Below are 15,724 nucleotides of genomic sequence, written 5' to 3' on the forward strand. Positions count from 1 at the left end.
TGCCTTGTAGCTTTCTTGCAACACCTACATTTGCCACCTCAATTATTATATATGGTTAAGAATACACCTTTTACAGATAAACACATTGCGCTTGGTGCTAAGATGGCGCCATTTGCTGGTTATAATATGCCAATAAGTTATACAGGTATTAACGACGAACATGCCGCCGTAAGAACCAATGTTGGCGTTTTTGATGTAAGCCACATGGGCGAATTTATTTTAAAAGGTGATAAAGCACTAGATCTTATTCAGCGAGTAACAAGCAATGACGCTAGCAAGCTTACCGACGGTAAAGCGCAATACAGTTGCCTACCAAACACTGAAGGCGGTATTGTGGATGACTTAATAGTGTACTGCCTTGAAGAAAATAAAAGCTATATGCTGGTAGTAAATGCTAGTAATATTGAAAAAGATTGGAACTGGATTGCATCTTTTAATACAGAAGGTGTAGAAATGCTTAATATTAGCGATAAAACTTGCTTGCTGGCTATTCAAGGACCAAATGCATGCAAAGTACTACAGCCACTAACTGATGTCGATATTATGAATCTTAAATATTACACATTTGTACGTGGTAACATTGCAGGTATTGGCAATGTGATTATCAGTGCTACTGGATACACAGGCTCGGGTGGTGTAGAAATTTACTTTGAAGATTCAAACAATGCAGCCAATATTATTTGGGATAAGTTGATGGAACTTAACGTTAAACCTATTGGCTTAGGCGCTAGAGATACCCTACGCTTAGAAATGGGCTATTGCTTATACGGCAATGATATTGATGATACCACTTCACCACTTGAGGGTGGCTTAGGATGGATTACAAAATTTACTAAAGACTTTACTGCAAAAGCTATACTAGAACAACAAAAAGCGGCTGGCATTACACGCAAGCTAGTAGGTTTTGAAATGATAGAAAGAGGCATACCACGTCATGATTATTTACTAAAAGATGCTGCTGGTAACACCATAGGTAAAGTAACAAGTGGTACACAATCACCTAGCCTAAATAAAGCTGTAGGCCTTGGTTATGTGAGCACACAATTCTCTGCTATTGACAGCGACATATTTGTAGAAATACGCAATAATCTCGTGAAAGCAAAAGTGGTTAAGCTACCTTTTGCATAAATAATTTGTTGATTGTTAAATGATATAAAAAAGGCTGACAATTTTGACAGCCTTTTTTATATCATTTAACAATCATATTAAACACATAACAGTTGCCCGTCCATTAGCGCAAATTCCTTTTCAACATTTGCAATAACAATAGTGGCTACACCATTGCCTATAATATTTGTAATGGCTCTCGCTTCGCTCATAAATTTATCTATCCCAATTAAAAAAGCAAGGCCTTCGATAGGAATTTTATGTAGCGTTGCTAATGTAGATGCAAGCACTAAAAAACCACTACCTGTAACTCCTGCCGCACCTTTTGAGGTAATCATTAAAATACCTATAATACTTAACATTTCACCAAAAGCTAAGTGTATATTGTATAGCTGCGCAATAAATATTACAGCCATAGATAAGTAAATAGACGTACCATCTAAATTAAAAGAATAACCTGTGGGCACTACCAAGCCCACAACAGATTTAGTGCAACCAAGCTGTTCTAGTTTATTCATAATTGACGGCAATGCAGGTTCTGACGAAGAAGTACCTAGCACTAGCAACAACTCTTCTTTTATGTATACCAAAAACTTAACAATACTTAGTTTAAAATATCGCAAAATGCTACCCAATACCACAAATACAAACAGCGCCATGGTTAGATAAAGCGTACCCATCAATTTTGCTAATGGCAATAATGTATGCAGACCAAATTTTCCAATAGCAAAAGCCATACCGCCAAAAGCCCCTAAAGGCGCTAAGTACATAACATATTTTAACCCTAGAAAAACATATTTAGAAACGAAACTTAACGCCTTTACAACACTGCTTCTATGTTTTGAATAATTAAGCAAAATACCCACTACAATAGCCACTAATAATACTTGTAGCGTAACATTGGTTTCAAAAAATTGCAACCAGTCAAAGCCTTTATTAGCAGCTTTTGTAAACTTTGATGGATCTTGCAGTTGCACTTGTGTTTTATCTATTTTACCTGGCTGCAACACATAGGCTACAGCTATACCAATTGCCAAAGCAAATGTGGTTACTATCTCAAAATATACCAATGACTTTACCCCTATTCTACCTACTTTTTTGAGGTCGCCCATGCCACTTATACCAAGAACTATGGTGAGGAAAATAATGGGATTAATAAATAGTTTTATTAAGTCAATAAATCGCTTGCCTAACACTTCCATTTTTACTGCCAATGGCGCATTTACAGTGCCTAAAACAATAGCACATACAATGGCAATAAATACCCAAAAAGTGAGATTCTGAAAAATATTGAACGACGCTTTAGCTGTAGTTGTTTCTTGCATGGAAAGTGTGTAAACGTTTATCAAAATAAAATAAGTAGCCAAAATAAGCAAAGCAAAATGCACCACCTAGTACTAACACAAAAAAGGGCGAAACTTTTCAGTTCGCCCTATTCATTTATAAAGTTTTCCATTAGAAGCGTGGTGCATTTGCGCCACTCATACCGCGCATCATGCTTCTAAACATGCCTGGCATCTTTTGGCCTTGCCCTGCAAATTTGCTAAGGTTATATGTAAAAGTTAGCATAAAATAGCGTGTAAGCACATTGGTTTTTGTATTCGTGATAGAACCATTTGCAACTGATTGATTAACACTTACATTTTGGTTCAATAAATCAAAACAAGACAAGCGCAATTCGCCCTGCTTATTTTTAAAAATTTGCATGGCAATGCTTGGGTTGATTAAGGGTACACTTGCATTGTAACCTGCTGGCCTATTTGCACTATATGTATAATCAAAATCTGTTGCCAAAATAAAACCACTTTTTGTATAATAAGTAGCTTCCGTAGAGAAAGTATTGGTGGTATAACTGGTATTTTGTCCAATACTTTGATTTGCAATATAATAAGTGATACCTGCGCTAAAGTTCACATCAAAATTCTCTTTTAAATTGGTAGTCCAAGACAGTGTTTCACCTAAATTTGAATTGTACGTAAAATTACTGCGGGTATTCCCTGCTACATCACTCAATAAATTTTGGCTTTGGTTATAGCCTAAATTAGTAATAAAATTCAAATTACTCTTAGGCTTTTTTATTGCAAACCCATAATCAAAAAAACCAGATATTTTAAAGGTTCCGCTTAAATTGGCGTAGGTAGTAGTTCGGCCACCATTACGATTAGTAGTTATACTATTTTGAATATCATTAGTAATTGCACTTGCATTAACTGTTGCAATCACAATTTGTTGAGTAAACGGATTAAATGCATGATATAAAACTCTAATAGCGTTGGTAAACTGAGGTTTTAGGTCTGGATTACCAATTTGAAAGTTAATAGAATCAGACGTTGTTTTAATCGGCTGCAATTGTGAAATGCTAGGCTGTCCTGCATTGCCATTGTAAAAAAAACGAATACTATTAGTAGTTGAGAAATTATATTGAAAATTTACAGAAGGTATCCAAAACAAATAGTTTTTATCAATATTCACATTTTTAACAACATTATTGCTCGTCATGTTTTGAGATTGAATACCTGAACTAACGCTAACATTATATTTGGTTTTTTGCAAACGATAGCTCAATGTAAATCGGTTGCTGATAGTTGAGTTATTAAAAGAATTACTAAATAAACTATCGAGTTGAGAATAACTTTTAGTAGCAATACTTCTTTGATACGTATTATTGATAGAATTACTATTATAGTTTGAGTAACTATATTTAAATTCCAATATTTGATTTTTGCTCAGTGGCTCGGTGTAAGAAAGGGTTGGGCTAATTGTAGAAGAGCGCAATGATGATATATTATATTGGTCTAACGTATCCGTTTGACTATTACTGCCTGTATAAAATTTATTAATGGAATAGGTATAGCCGGTACCGTCGTTTGAATTAGCAGAAACATTTACATCTAAAGACATCGTTCTGAAAGGCTTCGCAAATTTATGTCTGAATTGAAAATTAGCACCGCTAATGCTATAGCCAGTATTTTTGCTGTAGCCATTGGATATAGAGCTATAAGTTGGCAATCCTGTTTTATTAATATTCGTAATGGTAGATGATGAATAGCTTGGTGTAGATTGCTGAAAAGAAATATTGGGTCTTACTACCAATGAATTGGTATTTAAAGAATCTAATTTAGATTCTAGGTTAAAATTAATTCGATGACTTTGATTATGCGTGGTTGATAATTGGCTTTGATTGCTGATAAGCGACGAATCAGTTAAAGTTGCATTTTCTACTAAACTAGATTGTTCAACAGGTGTTTTCTGATCATTATAAAAATAACTACCATATGCATCTGTTCTTTTTCCCCAACTATCTTTATAATTCACACCACCTGCCCAAGTGGTAGTAATTCCAGAACTGCTAGATCCATTACCTACCGTTGCGTTGCGTATGCCACCTCTTCCACCACCAGATGTACCTAAAATGTCTTGGGTTGTAAAATTCTGTTTGTTGATATCATTTGCTTGGCCTAAAAGTGATACTTGTTGCGAACCATCAAACCTGTGAATATTCGCACTTTCATCAAATGCACCATCCGTGCCGCCACCAGCTACTACTTTACCAAAATAGCCTTTATTTTTATTTTTTTTGGTAGTGATATTAATCGTTTTAACACGGTTACCATCGTCAAAACCAGTAAATTTACTTTGGTCGCTTAAGTCATCAAATACTTGAATTTTATCCACCATATCGGGCGGCAAATTTTTTGTAGCCATTTTAGGGTCATCACCAAAGAAGCGTTTTCCATTTACCAAAACTCGCTGTACGCTCTCGCCTTGTGCTGTAATACTACCAGATTTATCTACTTGAACACCAGGCAATTTCTTTAAAAGATCTTCTACCACTGCATTTGGCTTGGTTTTAAAACTACCCGCGTTGTACTCAATTGTATCTTTTTTGATGATAATAGGACTACTCTGTACAACCACTTCTTGCAAATCTTTAGATTGAATAATCATTGCAATTTCACCTAAATCTACCATCGAGTTCTCTTTACTAAGTGTGACGGTTTTATTCACAGGTCTATAACCTTCGAACGTTATTTGTACAATCATTTTGCCTAGGGCAATATTTTTCAACTCAAATGTGCCATCAGTTTTGGCAAGACCAAATACTTCAAGTGTAGAATCTTTACTATCTAATACTGTAATTGACGCATCTTTTAACGACTGCTTACCCACGCTATCAATCAGTTTACCTTTAATTGTACCACTAGTTTGCGAAAGAGAGATTGTAGTGATTAGTAAAAACGAGAGAAAAAAATATAGTTGCTTCATAAATAAGTTTGATTGGTATAGAATTGCAAAAACACACTCAATTCATTAAACAAAGGTTAATGTTTTAACAAAGTTGCGTGAAGCTGTGTAGCGATATGATAGAAATCGGTGAGGTATTGGTTTTAATCGCCAATTCAGGCGATATAAAAAAGTATAAGGCCTTTCGTAAATTAATTTATCGAAAGGCCTTGCAATATTTTAATACATTATATTTAATCCAACTAACGTTCAAGTTTAAAGTTGGCATCAGTTGCTGGTCTTTTGGTTGCATTAGCCACTTTCCATCCTGTACGATACATCCAATCTGCCATTTTTTTCAATTTATCATAATCTATATTGGCTGCATTATCCATGGGTGTATGATAATCTGGATGCAGTAAAGTAGTGTACATTAATGATGGAATCCCCAATCTCGCATAAGGCAAATGGTCGCTTCTAAAAAACCAGCCTTCTGGATGTGTTACTTTATCCCACAAAGTATCTAGTTTAAACTTTGGTCCTTCATTATTGGCTGCCAAAGCCATATTGACCAAATCTAGCGATGTTCTATGAGGCGGTTGCACACCCAATAAAGCGGCACTATCAGGATTATTTCTCCCAATCATATCGCCATTTAATACAGCTACTATGCTTGTGATTGGCACCGTTGGGTGTGATGAAAAATATCTTGAACCTAGCAAGCCTCTCTCTTCTGCACCTTGAATTACAAATAATACTGAACGCTTACTTGGGTTTTGTTTAAAAGCCCTAGCTGCTGCAAAAATGGCAACATCTACACTGGCATTATCATCTGCACCATAATAAATACTATCGTTATTGATAGCATTGCGTACCCCATGCGCATCTTGGTGACCGCTATATAATAAATATTCTTTCGATAATACAGGGTCAGTACCTTTTAATTTGGCTACAATATTTACCGAAGGATACTCTACATGTTCAATGATTAGGTTGGCTTTTATATTTGCGCCACTTACTTGCAAGTCATTTTTTGCAGACGCATGTACCCAAAATACAGGTACCGTACTAGTTACAGTCATAGCAGGACCGCCATCAATATCATAGGAGCCTCTTTTAAAGTTTTCGTTGGCATCTTCCCAGGCATTTTCAGCCACCTTATCCGCTATAAAAATAATGGCCGTAGCCCCATGTCTTATTAGTGGTAATCCATATTTAACATATACACTTCTACTATATCGCCATGTAGGCAATGATACATTGAGATTGATGCCTGCCGCATTTGCTTCTAATGCAACTACTTTTCCTTTTACATCAAGGGCATTAGTATCTATGCTTGCGGCATTACCCAGATACATAATCGGTGCATCTAATTGTTTATTGGCCATTTGTGCTACCGATACCTCTTTCCATAATGCAAGTGGCTTATTATTAATAGCAATAGGCGATTGGTCGGCAATTCTATTGCGCCACATGGTAAAAAACTGCAAATATGTGCCGTCATCGCCAGCAGGTTGCAAGCCTATACTTCTAAACTTTTCAGCAACCCATATAGACGCTTTAAGTTCATCTATTGTACCTGCTGAACGACCTCTAAAGTGCGCATCGGCCATTGCATATAGGTCGCTTTTTAAGTCTTCTTTTTTGATTGCAGATAAAGCAGGTGGGGTTTGTGCAAATGCATGCAAAGCTGCAAAGCCCAAGCAGCAGGTAAGCCATAACTGTTTCATAAGTGTTGCTGTTTTGTTGTACTAATGCCGTAAGATACTAGCTTTTATGATTTACTCATACTTTGTAAAGACAGTATGTGATAAATGGTTGTATTAACTGCAATTATTAGTTATAAGTTGTCTAATTGTCTTAAATAATCATATTGCAAATCTTCATGCAAGGCTGCATTTAATTTCTGTACTTTCTTTACTTGCATCAAGTATAGTTTGTGTATCACTGCATTCTTTTCTTTGGCAAGGCCACTTAATTTAAGCCGTTGGCAAAAGTGTAGCAAAACTTCTACTTCCGTTTGTTTGTGGCCACTGTATTTGGTATGCTTGCTGACTATTCGTAATATCTTACGCAAGCTTTTTTTGGCAAAATATACATGGCTGGTATTTATTTCGGTAAATAATTCGTCGATCTGATCTTTAATAGCCTGAACATAGCTTTCTTCATCGTGGGCTTGAAACAGCAAATAGCCCAGCAATTCCTTATTATCTTTTTTATATTTGGCAAGGCGCAAGCACAAGTCTTGCACTTCCTTAAGGTTAAGGTGCTGTAGTTCTTGCTTTATTTCTTGTATGCTTGCTGCTTTCATTATTCACTAAAATCTGTTAGACCTGCCAGGTCTAAAACGTTACTCTGCTACTATTCTTCTACTACCACTGTATAGTTCGTATTCTAATAATCTACAATCGATAGTACTATTAAAAAACTCAATTCGTCGCTTAGCTTTTAAGCCAATCTTTTTGGCGAGTTCTAAATTTCCAGTAAATATATAGCCCCAATAACCACCGCATTGTTGTTTCATAAAGTCGCCAATACGTTTGTAGGTTAATTCTAGTTCGTCTATATCACCTAGACGCTCACCATATTCTGGGTTTACCATCATAATACCACCAGCATTTTCTGGTACTTTGGTAAGGGCAAAATCGCAGACAGTAAACTGAATCAGGTTTTGTACACCAGCAGCGACTGCGTTTTTCTGTGCATTTTCTATAGCTTTTACGCTGTAATCAGTGGCTATTATTTGCAAGCCTTCTATGGTTATTATTTGTTTGCTTAATACAGCTCGCTCTTGTTGATACACTGTATCGTCGTAACCTTGTAAATGCATAAAGGCATAATTGGTTCTATACAACCCCGGCTTTCTATTGGTTGCTATCAAAGCGGCTTCAATAGCTAGCGTACCCGAACCACACATTGGGTTGATGAAAGGCGATTTTTTATCCCACTTGGTGGCATAAATAGTGGCTGCTGCCAAAGCCTCTAACATGGGTGCTTGGCCCGGTATTTTTCTGTAGCCATGCCTTGCGAGTGAATCGCCTGAAGTATCTATAAACACTTCAGCATAGTCTTCTTTCCAAAACAAATTAATCACCGCACCAGTTAATTCTGCGCCAGTTGAAGGTCTTGTACCCCGCTTCTCCCTCAGTCTATCCACAATAGCATCTTTTACCCTTAAATTAGCAAACATGCTATTATTGATGGTAGGATTATTAACATTACTAGTAATAGAAAAATAGCCGTCTGCTGGCAAAATATCTTCCCACGCATAATTTAATAATTGACGATAAATAGCATCCGTATGCTCTGCCTGAAACTGTTTAATGCTATATAATACCTGGCTGGCACAACGTAGATTGAGGTTCAGTTTAATACAATCATTAATACTTGCAAATAATCGCACACCTGTTACAAAAGTTTCTTCGATAGAAAAGCCTAGGTCGGTTACCTCTTGTGCTAAATAGTTAGATACCCTTTTATGGCAAGTAATAATTACGGTAGATTTCTTAGTAAATACGCTCATATAGGCGCTAAAGGTAAAAGCTTAGCGCCTATATAGCTATAAAGTTTTAAATCCACAGCCTGTTTTAATGCTGCAAATTGATGTAAAAATGATGATGACAAACCGATTTAAGGATTCATTCTACTAAATGTATCTCGCAAAATTTCTGGGTTTGCAGTAGCCATCATTTCGCTAAAACCAAATGTGAGTTCTGTTTTTCCTGCTTCCATTTGCTGAAATACTGCTTCTACAAAAGCACTCACTGGCGGCTGACCATCATGCAAGCCTTTACCTCCTAAATCTGTATTTAATGCTGGCGGAATCATTTCAATCACTTCTATGTTTTTAGCCTTTAACATATGGCGCAGCGATAATGTAAACGAATGAAAAAACGCCTTGGTAGCAGAATACACTGGCACTTTGGCTAGCGGCACAAACGATAAGCCAGACGTAACATTGATAATGGTTGTAAGCGCAGGTAAGTTTATAAACAATGAAGCCAAATGAATAGGTGCCAATATATTGGTGGTAATTTCTGCGGTGGCTTTTTCATAGAAAGCAGGGTCGTCTATTTGCATCCAATTTTGAATACCAGCATTATTCACCAAAACGTTAACATCACTATGCTGTTCGGCAATCCAATGGAATAGTTCCATGCGGTCTGCTTCGCTAGACAAATCGCATACTTTGGTAATGACTGAAGGGAATTGATCAGCCGCAGCTTGTAATACATCTGCTCTTCGCCCACAAATAATCACGGTGTTATTGTTTTGAAGAAAGCGCTCGGTAAGCCCCAAGCCGATACCGCTACCACCGCCTGTAATTAAAATTTTGTTATTGGTTAATTGCATACTGTTATTGGTTTACATTGACAAAGTTGGGTGAAATAATGGATGTACGTTAATAATATTATATTATCAAAAGCAAGTTCTAATCACAATCTGAGCAATACCACGTAGGAAACTAGATTTCAGTGGATTTACTTTTTCGACGGTCCGGTCCAATGAGGTTAATACTTTTTATCAGCGTTATTTAGTAATTCAAATTGGTATAAATCTCTAAAACTGCTATTTTTATTTGTATAGCAACTAACCCAAAAATTATGTCAACCTCTTCTAGTTTAAAAAAAGTACTAAACACTTGGCATTTGTGGGCTATGGCCGTTGGCTTGGTTATTTCAGGCGAATATTTTGGCTGGAATTATGGTTGGGGTGTGGCAGGTACTGTAGGCTTTTTACTATCTACCGTAGTGGTAACCATTATGTATATCGCTTTTGTATTTAGCTTCACTGAACTTACCACATCAATCCCTCATGCTGGCGGACCTTTTGCTTATGCCTATCAAGCTTTTGGTGCCTTTGGTGGTTTAATAGCTGGCTATGCAACTTTGGTAGAATTTTTACTATCAACACCACCTATTGCCATAGCTTTAGGTAGTTACCTACACTTTTTATATCCCACAATAGCGGTAACCCCAGCAGCTATTGCTTGCTTTATCATTTTTACAGCCATTAATTGTATCGGTATTAAAGAGTCAGCCGTTTTTACATTAGTGATGACCCTCTTAGCTGTAGTAGAACTATTAATTTTTATTGGTATTGTGTCGCCGCATTTTTCTTTTGGTAATTTTATGCAGCACAATATGCCTTTTGGTATTAAGGGCATTTTCGCAGGGCTGCCTTTTGCCATTTGGTTTTTTCTTGGTATTGAAGGTGTAGCCATGGTGGCTGAAGAAGTAAAAGCACCTAATACCACCATCCCTCGTGGCTACCTTACTGGCATTTTTACTTTATTATTACTAGCTGTGGGTGTAATGCTTGCTACAGGTGGTGTAGGCAACTGGCAGTTACTAAGCAATATCGACTATCCATTGCCTGAAGCCATTGGTATGGTAGTGGGGAAAGGTAATAGTCTAACCAAGCTGTTTGCAGGCATTGGTGTATTTGGTTTGATGGCATCTTTTCATAGTTTAATTACGAGTTCTTCCAGACAATTATTTGCCTTGTCGCGTAGTAATTACTTACCAAAATTTCTATCACATATTCACCCAAAATTTCAAACACCGATTCATGCATTAGTAATAGGCGCTATTATTGGTATTGTAGCAATAATGAGTGGAACCACCAGCCAATTAATCATTTTATCGGTGCTTGGTGCAGTAGTTATGTACATCATTAGCATGGTATCGGTATTTGCGCTGCGCAAAAATCAGCCACAACTAGTACGGCCATTTAAAATACCATTTTACCCAATCATGCCTTTTATTGCGTTACTATTATCTGTTGTTTGTTTAATAGCTATCGTATATTATAATTGGCAAGTGAGTTTACTCTTTTTTATTATATTATTAATTATTTTATTGCTTTATAAGGGATTAGACAAGTATAGAAGCATTATGCATGATTAGCTCGCTTAATACGCTGAAATCGCTGAAATAATTCTTTGCATTCCTGCGCTTTTAACAAGAAAACAAAAAATCTGCGCAATTCTGCGTTATCTGCGAGAGAATTGATTTACTGCTTTTCAGCTGATGTTTTTTGCTCGCTGAATACGCTGAAATCACTGAAATAATTCTTTTCACGCCTGCGCTTTTAGCAAGAAAACCCAAAATCTGCCTACTTCTGTGCAATCTGCGAGAGATTTGAAACAAAAAATCTGCGTTATCTGCAAGAAAACTAAATATTCTGCAAAAAAATCTAGCATCTTTATACTATGGCATATCGTACTACCATCAGGCAGCACAACTATGTGTTTAACGATTTAAAAACACTTTTGGCAAAAGCTTCGCCTCATCGCTCAGGTGATGTATTAGCAGGCGTTTCGGCCGAGAGCTACCAAGAACGTATTGCTGCGCAAATTATTTTGGCAGATCTACCCTTAAAAACTTTCTTGAGCGAAACTATTATCCCTTACGAATCAGATGATGTTACAAGACTAATTATAGACACGCACAATGCCACAGCTTTTGGGGCAGTTAGTCATTTTACCGTAGGTGATTTGCGTAATTGGTTATTAAGTGAAGGCGCAGATACCCATACCCTAGCAGCAATAGCAGCTGGCCTAACACCCGAAATGGTAGCGGCTGTAAGTAAGCTTATGCGTAACCAAGATTTAATTGCATTAGCACAAAAATGCGAAATAATAACAAAATTTCGTAATACCATTGGCTTGCATGGCAGATTTTCTACAAGGCTACAGCCAAACCACCCCACTGACGACCCAAAAGGCATTGCAGCTAGTATGATTGATGGTTTGTTATATGGCAGTGGTGACGCTGTTATTGGCATTAATCCTGCTACTGATAGCCCTGCAGCTACTAGTACGCTGCTTCACATGCTAGATCATGTTATTAGCACTTACAATATTCCTACACAAAGCTGTGTATTGTGCCATATTACTACGGCTATTCAATGTATCAACCAGCAGGCACCTGTTGATTTGGTATTTCAATCTATTGGTGGTACACAAAAAACCAACGAGAGTTTCGGTATTAGTTTAGCCCTCTTACAAGAAGGTTACGAAGCAGCACTATCGCTAAACAGAGGTAGCATTGGTAATAATGTAATGTATTTTGAAACAGGACAAGGCTCGTCTTTATCTGCTAATGCCAACGAAGGTGTAGACCAACAAACTTGCGAGGTAAGAGCTTATGCGGTAGCAAAACATTTTAACCCACATTTAGTAAACACAGTAGTGGGTTTTATAGGCCCTGAATATTTGTATGATGGTAAGCAAATAATAAGAGCAGCTTTAGAAGATCATTGTTGTGGTAAATTATTAGGCCTACCAATGGGTGTAGATATTTGCTATACCAATCATGCAGAAGCCGATCAAGATGACATGGATAATTTACTAACATTGCTAGGTGTAGCTGGCTGTAATTTTATAATGGGCGTGCCAGGCGCTGATGATATTATGCTTAACTATCAATCTACTTCTTTCCATGATGCATTGTATTTACGTAAAGTATTAAACAAGCGCCCTGCACCTGAATTTGAAGCTTGGTTACTAAAGCAAGGTTTAATGGATGAAAAAGGGGAGCTGCTTCCTGTGGCGGCAAATCATTTATTATTAAATGCCTTATAGTATGCCAAAAGAGAATAACGCTATTGCTACCACTATTATTCCGCAAGATGCCTGGCAAGCTTTACAGCAATTTACGAATGCTAGAATTGCACTTGGCAGAACAGGTCATGCAGTGCCAATACAACAAGTACTTGACTTTAAAATGGCCCATGCTTTTGCTAGAGATGCAGTATATTCTGAATTAGATAAACCTAATATATCAGAGCGCTTAGAGAAGCTTTGTCTCAAATATTATTGGCTACACAGCAAAGCAGAAGATAGAACCATGTATTTGCAAAGACCAGATTTTGGTAGGCGCTTACAAACAAAAAGTATTCAGCAAATAGCTGTTGTAGCAACTAACCCGGTAGATATTAGTATTGTTATCGTAGATGGGTTATCCGCCACTGCTATTAACCAACATGCCACACCTTTTTTACAAATTATTTTACCACAATTACAGGCTAAGCAATTAACAATTGCCCCAATTATAGTCGTACAGCAAGGCAGGGTAGCCATAGGCGACGAAGTAGGTATGTTACAGAACGCCAAACTTAGTATTGTTCTTATTGGGGAGCGGCCTGGATTATCGAGCCCAGATAGTATGGGTGCTTATATTACCTACCAACCTACTATTGGCAACACCGATGAACGTCGTAATTGTATTTCTAATATACGGCCAGAAGGCTTGCCTTTAGAAAATGCAGCGAACACCTTATTATATTTAGTAAGCGAAGCATTGCGCTTGCAACTAAGCGGCGTGGCATTAAAAGATGAAAACAAGCTATTGCAATGATGTACCCTAAGCTAAGCAGAACAAAAGTTTTATTATAAGCATATCTTGTAAATTAATATATTTTAACGATCATTCTAATCAGCGTTACCAGCATTCCTATTGCCTCTTTTCGTTAATTTTTTATGCCACTGTTTCTTATAACAATTATTTCCGTACCTATACGCCCTAAACCAACCTAACAACTTGCCATTATGAAAACATTTACTATACAACAAATTAATGATGTCATTAAAGGTGAATTATTGAGTAATACTACCCAACTCATTACCGGCCCCGAACAGCTAGAACAAGCTGGCGAATCGCAGATTACATTCATTGGTCATAAAAAATACGCTAAAAGCTGGGATACTTGCAAAGCCTGTGCGGTCATTATTAATGCTGATATTGAACTGACACCAATTGACAATAAAGCCATTATCAAAGTAAAAAATGCAGATGTAGCAATGGCCATGGTACTAGAAATGTTTGTAGAAGAAGGCCCGGTATTTGATACCGCTATTCATCCAACGGCGACTATTCATGCAACCGCAACCATTGGCGAGGGGTGCCAAATAGGAGCTGGCTGTTATATTGGTAAAAATGTGGTACTTGGCAAGGGCGTAACTTTGTACCCAAATGTTACCATTCTAGACGAAACCTCTATTGGCGCAGCTACCACTATTTGGAGCGGCTCAGTAATAAGAGAAAAATGTGTGATAGGAGCTTATTGTATCATTCACCCAAATGCTACTATTGGTGCAGACGGCTTTGGCTTTAGACCAAGCCCAGATGGGCGTGGCTTGATAAAAATACCACATATAGGTAATGTAGTAATAGGCAACGGTGTAGAAATTGGGGCAAATTCTTGCGTTGATAGAGGCAAATTTAGTGCCACCACCATTGGTGATGGCTGTAAAATAGACAACCTTGTACAAATAGGGCACAATAGTAAAATGGGTCGCTGCTGTATTATGGCTGGTAGTAGTGGACTTGCAGGTTCTGTAACGCTTGGTGACGGTGTAATTGTAGGTGGTGGCGCTTGTATATCAGACCATGTAACCCTTGGTAATGGTGTGCAAGTAGGTGGACAGTCGGGTGTTATTAATAATTTTAGTGATGGTGCCAAAGTATTAGGCTATCCTGCAATTGATTCTCGTGATGCCCTAAAACAATGGGTTATTTTAAGAAAATTGGTAAAAGAGAGTAAAAGTCATAATTATTCATAAAATATATCAAATGCGCAGCTAACTGCGCATTTTTTGTGTCATAAAACAAGAAATAGTGTTTTGAAGGGCAAATAAGACGTATTTAACACCTATTTATTAAGCACAAAGCTTTGCTAACGGTTACTTTTTGCTAAAAAAAGTATTAATTAAGGATAAACTATATTTCCTAACCAAAACGTAATGGTCTCATTACCGAATAAGCAACAATAATTATGGCACAAAAAATTACTTTTACAGTTTCGGCAGAAATAGCAGACAATGCTACATCGGGTATTTTACTAGGCGACTTTAACAATTGGGAATTTGAAAAGGGTATCGCCTTAAAAAAACAAAAAGATGGCTCTCTAAAAACCACTGTAGCGCTAGAAAGCGGCACTTATCAATACCGTTATTTTTTAAGTGATGGTAGATGGGTAAACGATGGTAACGCAGATGCGTATGTATATAGCGAAGAGTTTTTTGTAGACAACTGTGTAATAAATGTACCAGAGGAAGCTCCAAAACCTTCCAAGAAAGCAAGTGTAAAACCTGCACCATTGGTTGCAGAAGCTTCAACAGTTGCACCAAAAAAAGCAGCTACTAAAAAGGCGGTTGCAAAACCGATAGAACCAGTTATTGTAGCGCCAGTAGTTACAGAAAAGAAAGCAACCGAAGCTAAAAAAGAAGTAGTAGCGCCAGCAGTGGAAGCTGCGCCTGCACCTAAAAAAGCTGCTACAAAAACAGCGGCTGCAAAGCCTACTAAAGCAGCAAAAGCGAAAAAATAAATCCTACGCATACTTTTAGCAAGTCCTAAGGCAGCATTTGCGTAGGACTTGCTTTGTATAT

At 37.3% G+C, this 15,724-nt stretch carries 12 protein-coding genes; 6 read left to right on the plus strand and 6 right to left on the minus strand.

All coding sequences use genetic code 11. The features are described 5' to 3' along the window. Window positions 1-51: 51 nt before the first annotated feature. Window positions 52-1,128: a glycine cleavage system aminomethyltransferase GcvT gene (gene gcvT, locus ACFOW1_RS08185; RefSeq protein WP_379013488.1), complete on the plus strand. Its 1,077-nt coding sequence runs from the start codon at window positions 52-54 to the stop codon at window positions 1,126-1,128. Between the two features lie 77 nt (window positions 1,129-1,205). Here gcvT and ACFOW1_RS08190 read toward each other — a convergent pair whose 3' ends face one another. The 6 genes from ACFOW1_RS08190 to ACFOW1_RS08215 form a co-directional block, all read right to left on the minus strand. Beyond that, window positions 1,206-2,432 carry a cation:dicarboxylate symporter family transporter gene (locus ACFOW1_RS08190; protein WP_379013490.1) on the minus strand — a complete coding sequence of 409 codons (1,227 nt, stop codon included), beginning with the start codon at window positions 2,430-2,432 and terminating at the stop codon, window positions 1,206-1,208. A gap of 130 nt (window positions 2,433-2,562) precedes the next feature. Beyond that, a complete protein-coding gene (locus ACFOW1_RS08195) occupies window positions 2,563-5,373 on the minus strand; it encodes an outer membrane beta-barrel protein (protein ID WP_379013491.1) in 2,811 nt (936 codons plus the stop codon). Between the two features lie 221 nt (window positions 5,374-5,594). After that, entirely contained in the window at window positions 5,595-7,061 is a 1,467-nt protein-coding gene (locus ACFOW1_RS08200; protein WP_379013492.1) for a M28 family metallopeptidase, read from the minus strand. A 110-nt stretch (window positions 7,062-7,171) separates the two neighbouring features. Then, window positions 7,172-7,642, minus strand: a complete 471-nt coding sequence (locus tag ACFOW1_RS08205; protein WP_379013494.1) for a hypothetical protein — start codon at window positions 7,640-7,642, stop codon at window positions 7,172-7,174. Between the two features lie 39 nt (window positions 7,643-7,681). Beyond that, complete coding sequence (locus ACFOW1_RS08210) at window positions 7,682-8,854, minus strand: THUMP domain-containing class I SAM-dependent RNA methyltransferase (RefSeq protein WP_379013495.1); 1,173 nt, start codon at window positions 8,852-8,854, stop codon at window positions 7,682-7,684. Between the two features lie 107 nt (window positions 8,855-8,961). Beyond that, window positions 8,962-9,684: an SDR family oxidoreductase gene (locus ACFOW1_RS08215; protein WP_379013497.1), complete on the minus strand. Its 723-nt coding sequence runs from the start codon at window positions 9,682-9,684 to the stop codon at window positions 8,962-8,964. A 251-nt stretch (window positions 9,685-9,935) separates the two neighbouring features. Here ACFOW1_RS08215 and eat point away from each other — a divergent pair, with 251 nt between their 5' ends. From eat to ACFOW1_RS08240, 5 genes are all read left to right on the plus strand, one after another. Next, a complete protein-coding gene (gene eat / locus ACFOW1_RS08220) occupies window positions 9,936-11,240 on the plus strand; it encodes an ethanolamine permease (RefSeq protein ID WP_379013499.1) in 1,305 nt (434 codons plus the stop codon). Window positions 11,241-11,545: 305 nt separating this feature from the next. Then, a complete protein-coding gene (locus ACFOW1_RS08225; RefSeq protein ID WP_379013501.1) occupies window positions 11,546-12,919 on the plus strand; it encodes an ethanolamine ammonia-lyase subunit EutB in 1,374 nt (457 codons plus the stop codon). Window position 12,920: 1 nt separating this feature from the next. Then, complete coding sequence (gene eutC / locus ACFOW1_RS08230) at window positions 12,921-13,694, plus strand: ethanolamine ammonia-lyase subunit EutC (RefSeq protein ID WP_379013503.1); 774 nt, start codon at window positions 12,921-12,923, stop codon at window positions 13,692-13,694. 191 nt (window positions 13,695-13,885) lie between these two features. After that, window positions 13,886-14,899 (plus strand): UDP-3-O-(3-hydroxymyristoyl)glucosamine N-acyltransferase, encoded by a 1,014-nt coding sequence (gene lpxD / locus ACFOW1_RS08235; RefSeq protein WP_379013504.1) that lies wholly within the window; start codon window positions 13,886-13,888, stop codon window positions 14,897-14,899. A 212-nt stretch (window positions 14,900-15,111) separates the two neighbouring features. Further along, window positions 15,112-15,663, plus strand: a complete 552-nt coding sequence (locus ACFOW1_RS08240) for an isoamylase early set domain-containing protein (protein ID WP_379013506.1) — start codon at window positions 15,112-15,114, stop codon at window positions 15,661-15,663. Window positions 15,664-15,724: the final 61 nt, after the last annotated feature.

Source organism: Parasediminibacterium paludis (assembly GCF_042651445.1).
Lineage (GTDB): Bacteria > Bacteroidota > Bacteroidia > Chitinophagales > Chitinophagaceae > Parasediminibacterium > Parasediminibacterium paludis.